Origin of the sequence: Streptomyces sp. NPDC012510 (genome assembly GCF_042955065.1) — a bacterium.
Lineage (GTDB): Bacteria > Actinomycetota > Actinomycetes > Streptomycetales > Streptomycetaceae > Streptomyces.
In genome coordinates this window covers 338,979-358,340 of sequence record NZ_JBIBEN010000001.1, presented here as the reverse complement: position 1 = coordinate 358,340, position 19,362 = coordinate 338,979, and the positions used below count along the sequence as shown (strand labels likewise).

Below are 19,362 nucleotides of genomic sequence, written 5' to 3'. Positions count from 1 at the left end.
GGCACCCGGCGCGAGCCCGGGTGCCTGCCCTGATCCGGGGCGGGGTCAGTCGGTCATGACCTGACGGAGCAGGTCCACGAGCGGCTGTACGGGGACGGTGGGGTCGAACGCGCGCTGGACGCCGATGCCGATCCCGAGACTGAGAAGGACGAAGGCGGCGGTGTCCGCGGGCATGTGGGGCGTGACGCCCAGTTCCTGCATCTGAGCCCGGATGAGGTCCGCGAGGGCCTCGGTGACGGCGCGCCGTCGGTGGGCGAGCTGTTCGCAGACGTGTGCGTCGCGGCGGTTGGCGGTGGCGAACTCGACTTCCAGTGCGGTCCACGAGCTGTCGCCAATGTGCTGCTCGGCCCACCGGGCGAAACCCGCGAGCCTGTCCTCCAGGCGGGGCGCGTCTCCCATCTCCGCGGCGATGTACGCCACTTGCCGCAGTGCAATGCGGTCCAGGACGGCCAGACAAAGCTCGTTCTTGGTCGCGAAGTTGGAGTACACCGCGCCCTTCGAGTAGCCGGCGGCCTCCGCGACCCGCTCGATGGATGTCTTCGTGAAGCCATCGTGCAGGAAGAGGTCGTGCGCGGTGTCGAGGACGTGGTCGCGGGTGCGGGCCTGGCTCTCGGCCCGGGTCAGTCTTGCCACGCCTGCAGAATACCGCTAGCTTCCAGATTCCATTGATATCTGAATTCCAGGGGGATCTGTGGCGCCACGGCGTGCACTGGTGGTCGGGTGCGGCGGCACGCTCGGCTTCGCCTGGACGGTCGCCGCGCTCACCGCGGTGGAAGCGGAGCTGGACTGGGACGTGCGGACCGCCGAGGTGTCGGTGGGGACGTCCGCCGGGGCAGAAGTCGTGTCCGCTCTCGGCTCCGGGCGGTCCGTGTCCGACCTGCTCGCGGCGGTACGGGGAGAGACTGGCGCGGACCCCTTGCTACTCGGACACGTCCACGCCCACCCGGGTGCACTGCCTCCCCTCCCGTGGCCCGGGCTGCCGGGGTCGGGGCTGGTGACCGCTGCCGTACGCGGCCGGGTCTCGCCGGGCTCGGGGCTGGTGGGGCTGCTGCCGCGCGGCCGGGGTGATGCGCGTTGGCTGCACCGATTCGGTGCCGCGCTGGCGGAGGGCCGCCCGTGGCCGGATTCCACGCACACCTGGCTGGTTGCGGCCGACGCGCGCTCGGGCCGGCGGGTCGCGTTCGGCGCGCCGGGAGCTCCGGCCGCGGACCTGGGCAGCGCGATCGCCGCGTCCTGGGCGATCCCGGGCTGGTTCCCGCCGGTGCGGATCGACGGGCGGACCTACCTCGACGGAGGCGCCGTGTCCCCCACCTCGGCGGACCTCCTCGTACCCCTAGGGCTGGACGAGGTGGTGATCGTCGCTCCCATGTCGACCTCCGGGGGCGCACCCGCCACCGGCCTGAGCCGTTTCGAACGGCTCCTGCGCCGCTGGATGACCCGGACCGTCGACGCCGAAGAACGCCTCTTGCGTGCGGCCGGATGCCGCGTCGTCCGGATCGAGCCCGGGGTGGAGGAACTGGCCGTGATGGGGGCCAACTTCATGGACCCGCGGCGGCGTGCGGCCACGCTCGACGTCTCCCTGCGCACCGCACCCGACCGCGTCAAGCGAGCCATCGACAGGAGCATTGCGGCATGAGCACACACGTCGAGGTCATCGTCGTCGGCGCCGGCATCTCCGGGGTTGGCGCCGGGGCCAGGCTCCGCGGCGCCGGTATCCGGGACTTCCTGATCATCGAGGCGGCCGACGACTTCGGCGGCACGTGGCGGGCGAACACCTATCCCGGCTGCCAGTGCGACGTACCGTCCCGCCTCTACAGCTACTCCTTCGCTCCGAACCCGGACTGGACGCGGGTGTACGCGCGCCAGCCGGAGATCCTCACGTACGTGAGGCGGGTCGCCGACACGTACCGGCTGCGCGAACACACCCGGTTCGGGGTGCGTATGACCGAAGCGCGATGGCAGCCCGGCCAGGCCCGCTGGCTCGTCCGTACCGACGCCGGTGAGTTCACCGCCCGGTTCCTGATCGCCGGCGCCGGCCCGTGGAACGAGCCTCTCGTCCCGGACGTCCCCGGCCTCGACGGTTTCCCCGGCGAGGTGTTCCACTCCGCGCGCTGGAACCACGACTACGACCTGCGCGGCAAGCGCGTCGCGGTGTTCGGCACCGGCGCCTCGGCCGTGCAGTTCGTCCCGGCGATCGCCCCCGACGTCGCCCGCTTGCATGTGTTCCAGCGCACCGCCCAGTGGGTGCTGCCCAAGCTGGACCATCACATACCGAAGGCCGAACGGTGGGCGATGCGCCACCTGCCGGGCGCGCGAGCCGCGGTGGCAGGGCTGGAGTACCGGGCCATGGAGGCGCTCGGACGTGGATTCCGGCGTCCCGGGCTGATGCGTGGCGTCCAGGCCATCGCACGGGCCCACCTGCGGGCCACGGTCCGCGACGCCGAACTGCGCCGCAAGCTGACCCCCGACTACACCATCGGCTGCAAGCGCATCCTGTTCTCCAACCACTACTACCCCGCGCTGAGGCGACCGAATGTCGATGTGCACGCCGCCGCGGTGCACGCCGTGGAAGGCAACACCGTGCACGGCGCCGACGGCAGCGCCGCCGAGGTGGACGCGATCATCCTCGGCACCGGCTTCCACATCCTCGACACGCCGCTCGCGGGCCTCGTCCGAGACGGAGCCGGCCACTCGCTCGCCGACCGCTGGCAGGGCTCTCCCGAGGCGTACCTCGGCACCGTAGTCGCGGGCTTCCCCAACGCCTTCCTGCTCCTCGGCCCCGGCCTGGGCACCGGGCACTCGTCGGCGTTCGCCATTCTGGAGGCACAGCTCGACCTCGTTCTGGGCGCCATCAAGGCCGCACGGGAGGAGAGTTGGGCGGTGCTGGAGGTACGCGGCGACGTGCAGGCCGCGCACAACGCCCGGCTGCAGACCGCGCTGGCCGGCACTGTCTACAACGCCGGTGGGTGCAGGAGCTACTACCTCGACGCCAACGGCCGCAACAGCTTCAGCTGGCCTTGGTCCACCGACCGGCTTCGCGCCGAGGTCGGTCGCTTTGAGCCGCAGGACTTCACCGCTTCCTGAGCCGAGAGAACTCATCGTGCCAACAGCGTCCGGAGGGGGCGGGGGCCTGCGCTGCGGTGTGGCTGGGGCCACTGATCTTCGTCTGCGTGTTCCGCGCCGTCCCGCGCGGGTCACCCCTGCTGTTTTCGCCCAGCAGGAGTCCTAACCTGCGCGTTTCGCCTGGGGTGGTGTCCGGATCTTGATCGGGAAAGCGAAAGTGCCTTCTGACCTGGGACGATAGGGCTTGTCTAAGGCTTCTGTCGTCCGCAGGGGAAGGCGCTTTCTGCGTGCTCGCTACCGCGTCACGTCCCCGACTTGCCGTCACGGCCGATGGGCGCGGGGTGGTCAGCCACGCCGGATCGCGTCTGCTGGCCGAAATCACTGATGCCACCGGCCTGACCAGCGCCTTCACCACCGCTCTGCGCAGGCTGCGCCCGCGCGGCACCGGCCACGACCCGGGCCGGGTTGCGGTCGATCTCGCCGTGATGCTCGCCGACGGCGGCGAGACCATCACCGAGCCGAAGGGCACGCGCGCAAAAGCTGGACTTCGACACACTGGCGTCTGATCTGCAAGCACAGGCGTTGCGTCTTTCTCAGACTGACTGAGTACACCTTCGTCGCATGGTGATCACCATTCCGCGACTGCGCAGACAAGGAGATCGCTGAGTCCGCGTTGTGCCTTTGCTACCCGCTCGGCTTGAGAGGACTGGCATCAAGATCGATTCCCCTGTCACAAGTGACTACCAGACTGACATGGTGTCAGTCTCCCCAGGCCCGGGTGGGGGTGACGAGCCCGGCGGCGAGCCCGAGTCCGGTGGCGGCCGTACCTCCCGAGCGGACGGTCCTCGCGAGGCGTTCGGCCTCCTCCTGCGTGCCGTCCGCGTCAGGCACAAGTTCCGGAAGAACCTGGTGCAGCGCATGCTGCGCACTGAGCGGGCGTCCGGCCGTCTCGTGCTTGATCGCCAGGTCGACGTAATTCCGGGCGGTACAGAGGCGCTTGTGCACCTCGGCGCGCGGCATGTTGAGCGGGATGGTTCCGGCCACGCCGGCCGGGTCCGGCGTGGGCCCCTTGTCGATCTCGTCCGCCGCGTCCCACGTCATGACCCGACGCCTCACCGGCGCGAACGCCCCCACCTGGCGCCCGGCGCAGGCGGCGGCAGCGTGAACATCCAGCCCCTGCTCGATGCCCTGGACCTCCAGGAAGACGCCGCCCGGGCCTGCTCAAGGGTCAGCCTCAGACTGGAGCGAGTGGTCACACAGGTGGCGATGCCGCCGGTTAGGGCGCCGAGGATCGCGCCAGACGTCGATGTTGCGTCGAGCATGTATTTTGCCGAGCGGCTTGAGGACGACGTCGGTGTGCGGCCGAGCGTCCGACGGGACATCAGCGCGAGGCCGTCGTGCATTCGTTGATGTGGTGGACGATGTCGAGCCGACGGTCCGGGACGCCGGCGATGGCCTCGATGATCGACATCAGCGGGAAGCCGTCGTGCACTGTGATCCACGGCTGGGCCGCCACGTCCCGCAGCGTAAGCAGCGGCTTGGACGCCAGCACATGGCCAGGAGATAAGGCGACATCGAGGGGCTCGCTCAGCAATGTGGCAGGGGTCCCTGTGCGCGGCCGTGGGAGCCGTGATCGAGCGGTGGGCGAGGACGAGTTCGTAGTGACGGGTAAGGGCCGGGACGCGGTCTTGGGCGAGGTCCTCGTCCGCGAGCGCCAGGCTGGGAGGGGGGCTTCTCGCGGAGGGTTACACCTTCTACCACGACCACTGGGCGCCGGGCATCGTCCGCCTCGTCACCTCCTTTTCTCACACCCCCGAAGACCTCGGCCAGCTCCTGGACGCGGTCCGTCGCCACACCCGCTGACCACCGGCCGGAACCGGCCAGGCGCCTTGCGCAGCGCGCGGCGGCCGCGGCTCTGGCCGCACCAGGAACCTCATACGAGCACCGGCGTTTTCACTCTTCAGAGGCCGCTGTCGACGCCACGCCTCGCCAGACGAGTGGCAGCAGTCCTGCCGCCAGGGCGGTCTTGAGCGCGTCGGTGATGAGGAACGGGGTGACTCCCAAAGCGATGGCCTGTTGGGCGCCGAGGTGCAGGTCCATGGCCAGCCACACGGTTCCCGCCAGGTAGATGACTGCATTGCCCAGCGTCATCATCCCGACGGTTCCCAGGATGCCTCGGTCGTTGCCGCGGCGGGCGAGTTCGCCGACGAGGGCGGCGGCGAGGACGAAACCGACGACATAGCCGAAGCTGGGGCCGCCCAGGCCATGGGTGTGGTTGGCGAACCAGGGCACTCCGGCGGCGCCGGCGGCGAGATAGACCAGCATGGCCGCCGCCCCGCGAACGGTACCGAGCGCGGTGCCGACCAGCAGGACCGCGAGGGTCTGCAGGGTGAAGGGCACGGGGCTGAGCGGGGTGTGCAGGGAGACCTGGGCGCAGAGGCCGGTGAGGCCCGCGCCGCCGACGACGAGAAGCGTGTTCCGCAGGAGGGCGGATCCGGGGACTAGGTCGGCAAGGACTCCGGGATGGGCGCTCGGTCGCAGGGAGGCGGTCGTGGTGGTCATGTCGGTACGGGTCCGTTCTCGATGGGGTGGGAGTTCAGGGCGGGCAACAGGGTGGTCAGCCCGCCCACACCCTCGACGGTGAGATGCGGGCGCTGCTCCGTCGGCAGAGTGGCGAAGTGGTTCGCCGTGTGGATGCCGGTGGTCACCGCGATGCCGAGAGCCCCGGCACGCCGGGCCATCGCCATCTCCAGTTCCGGGTCGTCTCCGACGACGGCGAGGTGTTGCGGGGCGACGCCCAGTCGGCGCGCGGCGCAGCGCAGGCCGGTGAGTGAGGGCTTGCCCACGACCTGTTCGGTCACGCCCGTGACACTGCTGATCATGGCGCAGATGGCCCGGGACGTGCCCAGTGCTCGACCGTCGGCGCTGGCGAAGAACACCGACTGTGAGCTGCTGTAGAGGGTGGCGCCTCCGAAGACGGCGTGGCAGGCGGCTTCCAGGTCGTCCATCGTGAACTCGCGGTACCAGCCGACGAGCACGGCGTCGGCTTCCGGCTTGCCCTTGGGCTCGACGATCTCGATGCCGGCTTGGCGAAGCGGCTCCTTCAGGCCGTCGCCGCCGAGCACCAGCGCGCTGCGGTGTCCCATGGCCAGGAAGTGGTCGACGGCGCTGGTCGCCGGAGTGAGCATGGCGTCGTCCGGCAGGTCGAACCCGATGCGGCGCAGCGTCTCGGCGTAGGCCGACGGAGTGCGCGTGGTGCCGTTGGTGAAGGTGACCCAGGGCAGGCCGCGGGCGGTGAGGTCGGCCGTGACTTCCAGGGCTCCGGGGAGGGGAGTGAGCCGGTGGTTGCGTCGGTCGCCCAGGACCAGCGTGCCATCCATGTCGAAGACGACGCCCCGGACGGCCCCCAGAGGGCCAGTCAGGTCGTCGATCTCATCAGCCGTTTCGGCGGTTGCGCAGGCGGCAGCCTCGTCAGACGGGTCGGCGGTCACGGTGCAGCTCCAGTCGGAAGTCGGGCCGGTCGATGATCAGTTCGGGTGTCGCCGGGCGTGTCCGTAGGCCTTGGAGCAGGTCGAGCACCGGTTTGACGTCGGGGTTGTAGTGCCGTCGGGCCGGACCGGCGGCCACCATGGCGTCCACCTGCTCGGCGGGCATGGTGGCCCGTAGGAGCAGTTCCTCGTCGCTGATGCCGCGGGGGAGGCGCCGGCGCAGTTCTGCGACGGTGGGCGGGGGCGGTTCGGCGGCGAGTTCCTTCGCTCGTGGCCGGCCCAGGATGCGGTCGGCGACCTGCGGGTCCACGGGGGCGGTGGGGCGGCCGAAACTGCCCAGCACGTACCGGATCACCGGGTCGGAGACGTTCTCGTAGCGTTCGGTGCCGATGACGTTGTAGAGGGCCTGGGTGCACACCATCTGCGGGAACGGGGTGACCATGATGGGGTGGCCGAGTTCGGCGCGGACGCGGGTCACCTCCTCGATGACCGCGTCGAAGCGGTCGCTGAAACCGAGTTCGTCGAGCTGCCGGTGCAGGGTGGTCATGACGCCGCCTGCGACCTGGTGGCGCATGAACGCGGCGTCGTAGTCCCGGGGGCCACCGACGGGCAGCCCCTCGGCCGCCGCCATGCCGTCGAAGTAGTCGGCGACCACGCTCAGCAGCCGGTCGTCGACGTCCACGGTGTGGCCGATTTCGCGCAGATTGGCCACGACCTGCTGGGCGTTGGGCAGGGACGTGCCGCCCGCAAGAGCCCCGCAGGCCACCTGAAGGGCCTGTACGCCCAGGTCGGCGGCCTTGAGGTAGGTCAGGCCCGGCAGACCGATCGTGCAGTGGGAGTGCAGCTCCAGCGGTGCGCCGACGAGCTTGCCCAGGACTGCCGGGATCAGTGTGGCGGCGCGTTCCGACGTCAGCAGCCCCCCAGGATCCTTGATGTAGACCCGGTCGATGTCCGGGCAGTCGGCCATCTGCGCCGCGAGCGAGGCGTAGTGGGCGTCGTCGTGGACGTCGCTGACAGTGAAGGTCAGTGCTCCGACGATCTCGGTGGCCCCAGCTGCTCGGATCATGCGGGCGGACTCGCGTACGGCGTCCATGTCGTGCATCGGGTCCAGGACGACGTAGCGGGTGACCCCGTTGGCCACCAGCCGGTCGTAGACCAGTTGCATGAACTCGGGGTGGGCGGCCTCCCAGGAGATGAAGCGCAGCCCGGTGCCGATGAACTGCAGAGGGGTGTTGGGCATGGCGCGGTGCGTCAGCCGTATCCGCTCCCATGGGTCCTCGCGGTGGGTGCGCACCGCCATGCCCATGTGGGTGCTGGAGGTGTAGTCGAGGGCGCGGAAGCCGACCCGGTCCAAGACTGGCGCGATCTGGAGGATCTTGCCGGTGTCGAGTCCGGTGGCGCTCCACAGGCTCTGGTTGCCGTCGCGCAGCGACACGTCGACGAGCTGGATGTCAGCCACGGCTGCTCCCTACTGGAAGGTCCCGCAGAAAGCGGGTGAACCAGGCGGTGTCCACGCCACCCTCGGCGAACTCGGCCTGTGCCAGCACCTCATGGTGCAGCGGGATGTTGGTGCTGACCCCGGCGACCGCACACCGGGCCAGTGCGGCGCGCAGCCGTGCCAGCGCGTCGGCGCGGTCCCGGCCGTGGACGATCAGTTTCGCGAGCAGCGAGTCGTAGTACGGCGGTACGCTCGCGCCCGCCTGGAGGTGTGTGTCGATCCGGATGCCGTCACCGAGTGGCCAGACCGCCTCGGTCACAGTGCCGGGGCTTGGCTGGAAGTCGCGGGCCCAGTCCTCGGCGTTGATCCGGCACTCGATGGCGTGTCCCGTGAAGCACACGTCCGCCTGTCCGAAGGAGAGCGATCGCCCCTCGGCGACGGCGAGTTGCTCCGCGACGAGATCGAGTCCGGTGATGGCCTCGGTGACCGGGTGCTCGACCTGGATGCGGGCGTTCATCTCCAGGAAGTAGAAGGTGCCCCGGTCGACGTCGACCAGGAACTCGACCGTGCCCAGGCCCCGGTACTCCAGATGCTTGCCGAGGGCCACCGCGGCACGGTGGATCTCCTCGCGCAGGACCGGGTCGAGAGCGGGCGCGGGCGCCTCTTCGATCAGCTTCTGGTAGCGGCGCTGCACGGAGCAGTCGCGGGTGCCGAGGTGGACGACGTTCTCGCCGTCCGCGATGAGCTGGACCTCCACATGCCGCCCGGTGGCGACGAAGCGTTCGAGGTAGACGCGGGGGTCACCGAAGGCGGCGCCCGCCTCGGCGACGGCCAGGTCGACGGTGGCGGCCAGGTCCGCCGGATCGTGCACCTGCTTCATGCCCCGGCCGCCGCCCCCGCCGACCGCCTTGATCAGCAGGGGGTAGCCGATCTCCGCGGCAAGCCGGGCCGCGTCGGCGGTGTCCTCCAGCGGCCCGCCGGGTACCACTGGCAGCCCGGCCGCCACGGCATGCCGACGGGCCTCCAACTTGTCGCCCACTGAGGCGAGTTGTTCCACCGTGGGGCCGATGAAGACGATGCCGGCCTCGGTGCAGGCCCGGGCCAGCCGCTGGTTCTCGGAGAGGAAGCCGTACCCGGGATGGATGGCGTCGGCGCCGGCGGTTTTCGCCGCCGTGAGGACGGCGTCCACGTCCAGGTAGCTGGCCGAGGGCGGGGCGGGGCCGAGGCGCACCACCCGGTCGGCCAGCCGTGCCGGTACGGAGTCGAGGTCGGCGTCGGAGGCGGCGAGCACCGCCTCGATGCCGAGCCGCCTGCACGTACGGATGATGCGCAGGGCGATCTCACCCCGGTTGGCGATCAGAACGCGTCGCAGGATCACGGCGCCACCCCTGTCGCCAGTGTGTCGATGAACATGAGCACGGCACCCTGCTCGGCGAACTCGCCGTCCCCCAAGACGATTTCGGCCACTGTGCCGGAGACCTCCGCGTACACGGAGTTCATCAGTTTCATCGTCTCGACGATCCCGACGACCGTGGTCTCGGTGACCTCGTCCCCGATCTCGACGAAGGGGGCCGCGCCGGGTTTCGGCGCCCGGTAGAAGGCACCGGGCAAAGGTGTACGGACCCCGGTCAGACCCTCGCGGGCGGGCTCAGTCTGCTCGTCCGCAGCTGCCACGCCCTGGACCGCGGGTACTTCACGGCCATCGACCAGCACCGGTTCGGCTGTCGTGCGCGCGGACTGTGTCCACGCGCCGTCGTCGCCACGGCAAAGCGACAGTTCGAACCGACCCGTGCGCAGATGGAGGCGGTCGACCTCCATGCCGTCGATGATCCGCAGGATGTCCTGGACGTCCTCGCCGGTCAGGTTCACTTCGTACTCCCACCGGGGCCGGAGCCCGCGCCGCCGAGCAGCGACAGTACGTGGTCGAACGCCCTGGCCTTCGGCGAGGCCACCGGGGCCTTCTCCCTGCTCGCCCAGACGGTCTCGGGGCGGCTTTGGAGCAGGTAGATGTTGTGGCCGGGGGCGAGGTTGCGGGAGATCGCCCACTCGATGTCCTGTGGTGCCCCGTAGTGGGACTCGACCTGGCGGCCGAGCGTCACGAGTTCGTGGATCTCCTCGTCGGACAGACAGGGTTCGTCCCGGAGGTATTCCGGTACGTCCTCCTCCAGCACCCCGGAGCCGCTCGGGTCCATCCGGTGCTGTCGCAGCTTCGCCGAGACGGTGCGGGAGCAGATGTCTCCGGTGACCTTGCCGACCACGTACTTGTCGGGTGTCACGTCACCGCTGACGAGAGCGGACCCCAGGCCCCAGGACGCTTCCAGGGCGACGACCGAGCGGTCGCCGGTGAGCGGGCTGCGGGTGAACATGACGCCGGCGCAGCGCGGGTCGATCATGCGCTGGACGACGACGGCCATGGCGAGGTCGTGTTCCGGCAGGCCGAGGCGACGCCGGTAGCTGACCGACTCGACGCTGTAGAGGCTGGCCCAGCAGCGGCGGACGTTCTCGACGAGGGCGTCCTCGCCGCGCACCCACAGGTAGGTGTCCTGGAGGCCGGCGAAGCTGGCGTCCTCCGCGTCTTCGCTGGTGGCGCTGGAGCGTACGGCGACGGGGGCGGGCTCACCCGGGGTGTCGGACTCGCTGTCCAGGTCGCGGTAGTGGCCGCGGATCGCCGCCGCCACCACTTCGGGCAGTTCGGCCGCCTCGATGCGCTCCCTGACAGGTGTGACCACGCGGGTGATCGCCTCGGTTTCCTCGGAGTCCAGCGCCTCGATGGCGGTGCGGATCTCGCCGTCCGGGTCGAGGGCGGCGAGGAAGGCCTCGAAGGCCGTGGTGGTGACGACGTAGCCGGGCGGTACGGGGGCGCCGGCGAAGGTGAGTTCACCGAGGCTGGCGCCCTTGCCGCCGACCGTGGGCCGGTCCGACAGCCGCAGTTCCGCGAACCGGCGGACATGGGGTGAGGTGTTCATTGTCGTGCTCCCCATGCTCAGTCGAGGATGGTGACGATGCCGCGGTCGCCGTCCACGCGCAGCCGCTGGCCGGTGGTGATCCGCTTGGTGGCGTGGCCGGTGCCGACGACGGCGGGCAGCCCGTACTCACGGGCCACGATCGCCGCGTGCGACATGGTGCCGCCGATGTCCGAGACGGCGGCCGCGATCTTGCCGAAGACCGGGCCCCAGCTGGGCGCGGTCACCGGACAGACCAGCACCTCGCCCTCCCGGACCTGGCCGATGTCGTTGGCGCTGAGCAGCACCCGGGCGGTGCCCTCGACGACGCCCGGCGAGGCGGCGAAGCCGCGCACCTCGTGATCGCCGTCCGCGGTCGGTGTGGACCAGGCCTGGATGGTCTCGGCGGTGATGCCCCACAGCATGCGGACCGCCGGGTCGTTGAGTACCTCGGGGACCGGTCCCAGCGCGGGCGGCGGGGACCAGCCCGCGAGGGCTTCCAGCATCCGCTTGCGCTCAGCGACCGTCTCGCGCACGTGTGCCGAGCCCACCGGCTTGCTCCCGGCCGCCCAGGCGAGCATCACGTCGGTCAGGGCCTGGCCGACCTCGGTGTGGTTCAGCTGGAAGACGTCCTCGGCGTCGGCCAGGACCCCGTGGTCATGGAGCAGCTCACCGAACTCGCGGACCTTGGCGAAGAACTTGGTGGTGAAGTAGTGCTCGCAGTAGAAGTTGTGGTCCTCGACGAAGGGGAAGACCACCCGGGCCAGGCCCAGCATCTGGTCGAAGGCGGCCTGCTCCTCCTCTCCGGCCAGCAGGGAGCGGTACTCCTGGGCGATGCGCTCGCGCTCGGCCGTGAGCTGTTCGGTGGGGCGGTCGAGCAGCTCGCCCCTCCTGGCCTGGTCGACATAGCCGGGCAGCGCCGCGAACGGCACCGTGAGGTCGTCGTTCCAGCTGCGGTGGTGATGGTAGAAACCGGCGCCGGTCGACATGTTGAACCACGGCTCGCGCACGGCGTCCATCGCCTCCAGCCAGCTCCGGCCGCCGTCCCCGCGGGCGGCGAGCGCGGCCAGCACCTTGTCCGGCTCGCAGCCCTCGACGAAGAGATCGTCGACGCCGTACTCGACCGCCAGCTTCGCCAGCTTCTTCAGCTCGTCGTCCGGGCGGTAGAGGATGACGTCGATCCCCGCGACCATGCGGGCCACGTCCTGGTCGGGGATCTCCGGGAACGACGTCTTGCAGAACTCGAAGAACACGACGTAGGCGCCGTAGCCGAGCATCAGGAACTCGGAGTGGTGGTGCCACATCTTGGAGTACAGGTCGATCAGCCGGTGGTAGTTCTCCCGGACGTAGTGGTTCTGGGCCACACCCTTGGCCTGGAACACGACCTCCGGGTCCTCGAACTCGGGCAGCCGGGGCACCTCGATCCGTTGCACCTCGTCGATCAGCGCGGTGATGCGCGCGACCCAGCCCTGGTAGAGCTCGTCCCAGTTCTCGTAGTAGTACCCCGCCCGCTCACTGAACTCCGCGAGCCTGTGCTGGATCTCCTCGGGGTCGGTGACCGGATTGGCGGTGATGTAGACCCGGCCGTTGACGATGCGGTGCTCGATGCCGAGCGTGGTGGGGAAGACGAACATGCGCGCGGTGTTCGCGCCGATAGCGGTGTAGGGCGCCTCGGCGGTGATGGCGTCGAACGCGGGCATCGGCTCGGGGAAGTGCATCGCGTTGTAGAACCAGAACCGCTGGTCGTCCCCGGGCTGGAACCGGGTGTAGTACGGGTACATCGACGCCCAGCCTTGGGCGCCCGCGACGTCGGTCAGTTCCGAGGGCAGTGGGAAGCGGGGGGCGGGTCTGGCATCGTTCACGGGGCTCTCCAGGGTGTGCGGCTCAGGCGGTAGGGAGCGGGGATCCGAGGGTGGTGCGGCTCAGACGGTGGCGGTGGCCAGGGGGTAGTCGCGCTGGGTACGGGCGTAGCGGGCGAGGGCGTCGAGCGCGCGCGGGTCGGCGACCGCGCTCGGGTCGGCCGCCTGTTCGACGGGGGTGCCGAGCAGGATGCGGCGCGCCGGCACCTCGAGCTTCTTGCCGGTCAGGGTGGTCGGGACGGCCGGGACCTGGATGATGCGGTCCGGTACGTGGCGGGGGCTGTACTCGCGGCGGAGTCGGTCCCGGATCGTCTGCCGGAGGCCGGCGTCGAGGGTGACACCGTCGGTCAGGGCGACGAACAGCGGCATGAAGAACTTCTCGTCCGGCAGGTCGAGGCTGACCACCAGGGCTCCCGTGACCTGGTCGAGGGCTTCGACGACCCGGTAGATCTCCGCGGTGCCGATGCGCACGCCCTGCCGGTTGAGGGTGGCGTCGGCGCGGCCGAGTACGAAGCAGCCGCCGCGAGCGTTGACCTTGAAGAAGTCGCCGTGTCGCCAGGCGCCCGGGAAGTCCTCGAAGTACGTACGGCGGTACCGCTCGTCCCCGTCCGGGCCCCAGAACGTGACCGGCATGGACGGCAGCGGCTCCGTGATCACCAGCTCGCCGACCTCGTCCACGACCTGGCGGCCGTGTTCGTCGTAGGCGTACGCGGCGACACCCAGCGAGCGGGCCTGCATTTCGCCGGCGTACACGGGCAGGGTGGGCACTCCGCCGACGAAGCCGGTGCAGCAGTCGGTGCCGCCGCTGCCGGTGGCGATCCACAGGTCCGCCTTGACGTTGCCGTAGAACCAGGCGGTGCACTGGGGCGACACTGGTGAGCCGGCGGGCATGACCGTGCGCAGGGCGGACAGGTCGTAGCGTTCGCCGGGGGCGATGCCGGCCTTGGTCATGAGGTCGACGTAGGCGGGGCTGGCGCCGAAGAAGGTGGTCCGGGTGTCCTGCGCGATCCGCCACAGCACGTCCGGCTCCGGGTGGGCGGGGTTGCCGTCGTAGAGCACTGGGCAGGCGCCGACCAGCAGGGAGCTGATCAGGAAGTTCCACATCATCCAGCCGGTGGTGGTGAAGAAGAGCGGCCGGTCGCCCTCGCGCAGGTCCATGTGGAAGGTCTGCAGCTTCAGCTGCTCCAGCAGGATGCCGCCGTGCCCGTGGATGATCGCCTTGGGCAGTCCCGTCGTACCGGAGGAGAAGAGCACCCACAGCGGGTGGTCGAAGGGAACGTGCTCGAATTCGAAGTCTTCGGCGGGAACGGGCGGGTGGTCGAGGACCTCGTCCCAGCGCAGGCCGCCGACGGCCGGCGGCTCGTCGTCCCCGTCGTCGAGGACGGGAAGGTGGATCACCTGCTCCAGGCCGGGAAGCGCGTCGGCGATGCGGCGCACCTCGTCCCGGCGGTCGAAGGTCTTTCCGCCGTAGCGGTAGCCGTCGACGCAGAAGAGGACCTTCGGCCTGAGCTGGCCGAACCGGTCGATGACGCCTCGCGACCCGAAGTCGGGGGAAGCGCTCGCCCATACGGCCCCGACGGCCGTTGTCGCGAGCATCGCGATCGCGGCCTGGGGCACGTTCGGCAGATATCCGCAGACCCGGTCGCCGGGGCGTACGCCGAGCGCGCGCAGCCGGGTCGCCAGGATGCGTACCCGGCCCGCGAAGTCCTCCCACGGAAGGCCGACGGGAGCGGCGCTCTCGGAGCCGAACACCACGGCGTCGGCACCCGACCGTTCGTTTCGCAGGACGTGCTCGGCGTAGTTCAGCCGCGCCCCGGGAAACCACCGCGCCCCCGGCATGTCCCGGCCGTCGAGCACGGAGGAGTACGGGGTCGTCGACCGAATGCCGAAGTAGTCCCACAGGGCGCCCCAGAATCCCCCCAGGTCGGTGACGGACCAGTTCCACAGCTCGTCGTAGCCGTCGAACCGCAGCCCCCGTTCCCGGGACAGCCAGTCCGCGAACCGCGTGACATTGGCCTCCGCGACCCGCCGCGGGCCGGGCGTCCACAGCAGCTCGCCTTCGGCCACCACGGCGGCCCTGCCGGCTGCGCCGTGTGCCCGACCAGTGGCAGGGAAGCCCCCTGCTGCCTCGACGGTCATGTCGCCTCCTCGCGTCAGTGGAGGAACGGTCCCCGACGAGCCGGGACGCGAGCAACAGTTCCCTGCTAGCTTTTCACCTGGTGAAATCCGCTCTCCATCTCCGCAGGTGAGGGTCGTCTCATGCGGCAGTACCAGGTGAAAACGATCAGCTCTCTCGAGCGTGGCCTACAGGTGCTGAAGGCCCTGGAGGAGATGCGTGCCGCCAGCCTGCACGACCTGCACCAGGTCACCGGCATCCCCAAAGCCACCCTGATCCGCATCCTCCATACCTGCAACCAGCAGGGCCTGGTCTGGCAGCGGCTCGCCGACGGGGCGTTCGTCGCAAGCCTCAGACCCCAGAGAGCCCCGTACAACGACGTCGAGTGGCTCGGCGAGCTGGCGTCGTCGGTCCTGGAGGAGCTGTGCGAGCGCGTGATGTGGCCGTCCGTGCTGACCGTGCCCCGGCTGGACTACATGGAGACGATCGACACCAACAGCCCCAAGGCGTACTTCGACGAGGTCGTCCCCGTCGCGCCCATCGGCTTCCGATCGCACATGCTGCTCGGCGCCTCGGGCCGGGCCTACATCGCCTTCTGCGCCGAGCGGGAGCGGGAGGCGGTCCTGCGCCGCCTGCGCGAGCACGACGCTCCGGGCAACGCATACGCCCACGACCCGGGCTGGCTGCGGCGTCTGCTGGCGACCACCCGGTCCCGCGGATACAGCGTGCGCGCACCGGAGTACGACTTCGACGGTCGCAACTCGATCGCCGTACCGATCCGCCTGCACGGGGAGGTCCTGGGATGCGTCAACGTGACCTGGCGCAAGACGGTCATGTCCGCGCAGGAAGTGGCGCGGCGCCACCTGGACGACCTGCGGGCCGCAGTGCACCGGATCGAAGAGCGGGCTTCGGCGGCCGTCCCGCAACGACACGGGCCCGGCGGCGACGAGATCTGAAGACGAGGAAAAAGAGACCATACGCCGTCTTCCATTCTCCACCAGCCACCGGAAAGGCTATGCGCCAGGCCCCTGTGGAGCAGCCGAGTGGTCCCTGCGATACTCACGCGGGCTGACGCAGTGGCGGCTCTTTGAGGCGCGGGCGAAGTGTGAGGCGTCCTTGACGCCGACCGCGTAGGCGATGTCCGTGACACTCCGGCCCGTCTGGACCGGGTCGGCGGGCAGCCTGGCGGCGATGTCGATCCGCTGCTGCGCCCCGAACAGCAGCAGCACCCTGTCACGGGCGCGGTCGTGGGTCAGTCGCTGTGCTCGACGGCACCGGCGGCGGTGGCATCTGCGCCCCAGCTCGCGAGCATGTGCATCGCTTCCGCACAGGGCGTGTGCGGCTCGGCGTGGAAAGTGATCAGCACCTGCCCGGAGTCACCTGCCGCGCGGAAGGACTCGAAGGACAAGGTGATCTCGCCGACCAGCGGGTGATGCATCCGCTTGACCCCGAAGCCCTTGTTCTGGACCTCATGCCGGGCCCATATGCGCCGGAACTCCTCGCTCTTGACCGAGAGCTCCCCCACCAGCGCCGACAGTTGCAGGTCTCCGGGGTGGCGCCCGGCATCCATCCACAGGTAGCTGACGACCTCCGACGCCTTGTGCTCCCAGTCGACGAACAAGTCCCGGTAGCCGGGGTCCAGGAAGATCAGGCGTGCCCAGTTGCGCTCGCGCGCGGGCAGCTGTGACCAGTCGCCGAAAAGTGCCGCCGCCATCCCGTTCCACGCCAGTATGTCGGCGTGGCTCCCGATGACACACGCGGGGACGCCTGTCATGGAGTCGAGCAAGTGGCACAGGCAGCTGCGCACTCTTTGCGGCCTGGTCGCAGGCCTCTTGCGGAAGGGCCTCTTCGGCCCGGCGAGATGGGTGAGGTAAGGCTTTCTGCCTCGCTCAGCTGAAGGACGCGTGCGATGGCATCGAGGATCTCCGGAGACGCATTGTGCACGTGTCCCTGTTCCACTGGTCGGCGCTTCCTGTCCCTGTCAGTGTCAGGAAGCGCTTACTCGTACGGTCCGGAGGCGGACCCGGCAGCTGTTGCTCCCATGCAACCTCACGCGCCAGGGCTGTACTCAAGCGCGGCGTGTCGATCATCATCAGGTTTCCGGCCGGCTGGCGCAGTAGGTAAAAGTTCGCGCCTGCGGTGCGCGGCGAGTTGTGCCCGCACAGTACACGTGCTCGGCAAGGCTAGGGGAAAGGGATCAAGTGCCGGGTGCGGTCCGCGCGTGCCGTGCCGGATCGATCGGGTGTGGCATACGTCAGTTGTTCGCGGGCACGTACTTCCCGGGCACGCTGGTGGCGCGGCGCATGAAGGCGTCGAAGGTGCGGTTGGGCAGCGTGTTGTGCAGGAAGATCATGGGCTTGGCGCCGAAGCCGACGGCGTAGCGCGTCTTGGGCCGGCGTGCCCGGACGGACTTGACGATGGTCTTGGCGATCAAGTCCGGCGAGGACAGGCGGCGTTCGTTGGCCTCCGAACTGAGCGAGTCGGCCACAGCGTTGGCCTGCGGGGCGTACGGGCCGGTGCCGGAGACGGCGCGGGCCTTCTGCGCGGCGATGCCGCCCCACTCGGACTTGACCCCGCCCGGTTCGATCACCACGACGTCGATCCCGAAGGGCTTGAGCTCCATGCGCAGGCAGTCGCTGAGCGCTTCCAGCGCGTACTTCGTGGCGTGGTACCAGGCTCCCAGTGAGGTGCACATGCGGCCACCCACCGAGGTGATGTTGACGATGGTTCCCGAGCGCTGCGCCCGCATGTGCGGCAGGACCAGCTGGGTCAGGCGCGCTGCGCCGAACACGTTGACCTCGAACTGTTCCCTGGCCTCCTGCAGGGGGACGTCCTCGACGGCGCCGTAGGAACCGTAGCCGGCGTTGTTGACGAGGACGTCGAGCCGGCCGGTGTCGGCGATGAGCTTCTCGACGCCTTCCCGCATGGAAGTGTCGTCGGTGACGTCCATGGCCAGCAGCCGGATCCCCAGCTCGGTCAGGTGTTGCATGCGCTGCACACGCCGCGCCGCGCCGTAGACGGTGTAGCCGGCCTCGCGCAGCCTGAGCGCGGTGGCCTCGCCGATCCCCGACGAAGCTCCGGTGACGAGTGCGACCTTGGTGGTCATGGTGGTGATCCTTTCGGTGGACGTGGTGACGTTTCGCTGTGAACGCTAGAAGTGGATCTGCGGCCTGGCACTAGCGTGGCGCGCCAACTCACTTGCGTATGACGCCAGCTTTCGATGGCGCGTTTGGCGAGAGGAATGGCGTCATCTGCTGGTGACAGGCATGCCGGCGGCCGTTACGCTCCCGTCGTGAGCACCGGACGATTCACCCTGGATCCCAGCATCAAAGCCCTGCTGAAGGACCTCGGCGTGTCATCCACCCGGGTGCTCCGGCGCGCCCAGCTGCCTGCCGACCTGTTCGGCCGCGGCCCGGTCGCCCTCCCCCTCGAGGAGTACTTCCGGCTGTGGGAGGCGCTCGAGGCCGAGAGCGGCGATCCGGACCTGGCTGTCGCGATCGGCCGGTCGATCTCGGTCGAGATGTTCAACCCGCCGATCTTCGCCGCCCTGTGCAGCCCCGATCTGCGGACGGCAGCTGAGCGCATCGCCATCCACAAGCCCCTCATCGGCCCCCTGCACCTGCGGCTCGACAACGGCGACGAAGGCTTGACGATCAGCTTCCGGTGGCCGCCGGACACGCCCCCGCCCCCGCCCCAGCTGGCCGCCGCCGAGATGGTGTTCTGGGTCGCTCTGGCCCGGATCGCGACCCGCCACGACGTCCGGCCGGTCCGGGCCGTCGATCCCTGGCTGCCTGCCGAGCACGCCGGCCTGGACGACTACCTCGGCGTAGAAGTCCACAAGGGACGGACGCACGCGATCACCTTCGCGCCCGCCGACGGGAGCCGCCCGTTCCTCACCGAGAACGAGCAACTCTGGCGGTTCTTCGCCCCGGAACTCCGCCGACGCCTGTCCGACCTGCAGGCGACGGCCAGCGTCGCCGAGCGGGTGCGGGCCGCGCTGCACGAAACACTTCCCGCCGGCGGAAGCTCCATGACCGCGGTCACCCGTCACCTCGCCGTCAGCAACCGCACCCTGCAACGACAACTGCAGCTCGAAGGAACCAGCTTCCAGGAAATCCTCGCCACGACCCGCGAAAACCTGGCCCGCCACTACCTCGGCAACAGCACCATGCGCATCGCCGAAATCGCCTACCTACTCGGTTACGACGACACCAACTCCTTCTACCGCGCCTTCCGCACCTGGACCGGAACCACCCCCGACGCCCTCCGGACCGCAGCAGTCGCCGGAGTCTGAATGGGCCGTCGCGGGACCTCGACCGGCTCGCTCATGCGGCCCATCGGATCGCGAGCGACGAGATGGCGGCGGAGTCATCGACGAGTACAGGCACGCCGCGTGAGGTGCCGCGATGACTTATCGAGCGGCGCATGATCGGGCGACCTCGTCCACCTTCCGGGA

18 protein-coding genes and 1 pseudogene are annotated in these 19,362 nt (G+C 69.7%); 5 read left to right on the top strand and 14 right to left on the bottom strand.

Annotated features, from left to right (window positions below; translation table 11 throughout):
- Positions 1-45: 45 nt before the first annotated feature.
- The gene (locus ACFY9I_RS01540; RefSeq protein ID WP_390995038.1) at positions 46-633 is read right to left on the bottom strand and encodes a TetR family transcriptional regulator; all 588 of its coding nucleotides are present in this window, start codon (positions 631-633) and stop codon (positions 46-48) included.
- 58 nt (positions 634-691) lie between these two features.
- Here ACFY9I_RS01540 and ACFY9I_RS01535 point away from each other — a divergent pair, with 58 nt between their 5' ends.
- The 3 genes and pseudogenes from ACFY9I_RS01535 to ACFY9I_RS01525 form a co-directional block, all read left to right on the top strand.
- Entirely contained in the window at positions 692-1,636 is a 945-nt protein-coding gene (locus ACFY9I_RS01535; RefSeq protein ID WP_390995035.1) for a patatin-like phospholipase family protein, read from the top strand.
- Positions 1,633-3,084, top strand: a complete 1,452-nt coding sequence (locus tag ACFY9I_RS01530; RefSeq protein ID WP_390995032.1) for an NAD(P)-binding domain-containing protein — start codon at positions 1,633-1,635, stop codon at positions 3,082-3,084. Before ACFY9I_RS01535 ends, ACFY9I_RS01530 begins: the two co-directional genes overlap by 4 nt.
- A 236-nt stretch (positions 3,085-3,320) precedes the next feature.
- A pseudogene (locus ACFY9I_RS01525) lies at positions 3,321-3,611 on the top strand (IS1380 family transposase); the annotation flags it as partial.
- Positions 3,612-3,822: 211 nt separating this feature from the next.
- On the opposite strand, the gene ACFY9I_RS01520 reads toward ACFY9I_RS01525, so the two are convergent.
- The 10 genes from ACFY9I_RS01520 to ACFY9I_RS01475 form a co-directional block, all read right to left on the bottom strand.
- Positions 3,823-4,164 (bottom strand): hypothetical protein, encoded by a 342-nt coding sequence (locus ACFY9I_RS01520; protein WP_390995030.1) that lies wholly within the window; start codon positions 4,162-4,164, stop codon positions 3,823-3,825.
- 280 nt (positions 4,165-4,444) lie between these two features.
- Positions 4,445-4,615, bottom strand: a complete 171-nt coding sequence (locus ACFY9I_RS01515) for a hypothetical protein (RefSeq protein WP_390995028.1) — start codon at positions 4,613-4,615, stop codon at positions 4,445-4,447.
- Between the two features lie 401 nt (positions 4,616-5,016).
- Complete coding sequence (locus ACFY9I_RS01510) at positions 5,017-5,625, bottom strand: biotin transporter BioY (RefSeq protein WP_390995025.1); 609 nt, start codon at positions 5,623-5,625, stop codon at positions 5,017-5,019.
- Positions 5,622-6,554, bottom strand: coding sequence for an HAD family hydrolase (locus tag ACFY9I_RS01505; RefSeq protein WP_390995022.1), 933 nt, complete (start codon positions 6,552-6,554; stop codon positions 5,622-5,624). Before ACFY9I_RS01505 ends, ACFY9I_RS01510 begins: the two co-directional genes overlap by 4 nt.
- On the bottom strand, positions 6,535-8,010 hold the full coding sequence (locus tag ACFY9I_RS01500) for a biotin carboxyl carrier protein (protein ID WP_390995019.1): 1,476 nt from the start codon (positions 8,008-8,010) through the stop codon (positions 6,535-6,537). The genes ACFY9I_RS01505 and ACFY9I_RS01500 overlap by 20 nt, the downstream gene beginning before the upstream one ends.
- Positions 8,003-9,367 carry an acetyl-CoA carboxylase biotin carboxylase subunit gene (locus ACFY9I_RS01495; protein ID WP_390995018.1) on the bottom strand — a complete coding sequence of 455 codons (1,365 nt, stop codon included), beginning with the start codon at positions 9,365-9,367 and terminating at the stop codon, positions 8,003-8,005. Before ACFY9I_RS01495 ends, ACFY9I_RS01500 begins: the two co-directional genes overlap by 8 nt.
- Entirely contained in the window at positions 9,364-9,858 is a 495-nt protein-coding gene (locus tag ACFY9I_RS01490; RefSeq protein WP_390995016.1) for a biotin/lipoyl-containing protein, read from the bottom strand. The genes ACFY9I_RS01495 and ACFY9I_RS01490 overlap by 4 nt, the downstream gene beginning before the upstream one ends.
- Positions 9,855-10,955 carry a PEP/pyruvate-binding domain-containing protein gene (locus ACFY9I_RS01485; protein ID WP_390995014.1) on the bottom strand — a complete coding sequence of 367 codons (1,101 nt, stop codon included), beginning with the start codon at positions 10,953-10,955 and terminating at the stop codon, positions 9,855-9,857. Before ACFY9I_RS01485 ends, ACFY9I_RS01490 begins: the two co-directional genes overlap by 4 nt.
- 17 nt (positions 10,956-10,972) lie before the next feature.
- A complete protein-coding gene (locus ACFY9I_RS01480; RefSeq protein ID WP_390995012.1) occupies positions 10,973-12,793 on the bottom strand; it encodes a PEP-utilizing enzyme in 1,821 nt (606 codons plus the stop codon).
- 60 nt (positions 12,794-12,853) lie between these two features.
- A complete protein-coding gene (locus ACFY9I_RS01475) occupies positions 12,854-14,929 on the bottom strand; it encodes an acetoacetate--CoA ligase (RefSeq protein WP_390995010.1) in 2,076 nt (691 codons plus the stop codon).
- Positions 14,930-15,049: 120 nt separating this feature from the next.
- Here ACFY9I_RS01475 and ACFY9I_RS01470 point away from each other — a divergent pair, with 120 nt between their 5' ends.
- Positions 15,050-15,862, top strand: a complete 813-nt coding sequence (locus ACFY9I_RS01470) for an IclR family transcriptional regulator C-terminal domain-containing protein (RefSeq protein WP_046915482.1) — start codon at positions 15,050-15,052, stop codon at positions 15,860-15,862.
- 57 nt (positions 15,863-15,919) lie between these two features.
- On the opposite strand, the gene ACFY9I_RS01465 is transcribed toward ACFY9I_RS01470, so the two are convergent.
- The 3 genes from ACFY9I_RS01465 to ACFY9I_RS01455 form a co-directional block, all read right to left on the bottom strand.
- The gene (locus ACFY9I_RS01465) at positions 15,920-16,135 is read right to left on the bottom strand and encodes a helix-turn-helix domain-containing protein (protein ID WP_390995008.1); all 216 of its coding nucleotides are present in this window, start codon (positions 16,133-16,135) and stop codon (positions 15,920-15,922) included.
- A 23-nt stretch (positions 16,136-16,158) separates the two neighbouring features.
- Positions 16,159-16,680: a hypothetical protein gene (locus ACFY9I_RS01460; RefSeq protein WP_390995006.1), complete on the bottom strand. Its 522-nt coding sequence runs from the start codon at positions 16,678-16,680 to the stop codon at positions 16,159-16,161.
- 480 nt (positions 16,681-17,160) lie between these two features.
- Complete coding sequence (locus tag ACFY9I_RS01455; protein ID WP_390995004.1) at positions 17,161-18,012, bottom strand: oxidoreductase; 852 nt, start codon at positions 18,010-18,012, stop codon at positions 17,161-17,163.
- A gap of 186 nt (positions 18,013-18,198) precedes the next feature.
- On the opposite strand from ACFY9I_RS01455, the gene ACFY9I_RS01450 reads away from it, so the two are divergent.
- Entirely contained in the window at positions 18,199-19,200 is a 1,002-nt protein-coding gene (locus ACFY9I_RS01450; RefSeq protein WP_390995002.1) for an AraC family transcriptional regulator ligand-binding domain-containing protein, read from the top strand.
- Positions 19,201-19,362 lie beyond the last annotated feature (162 nt).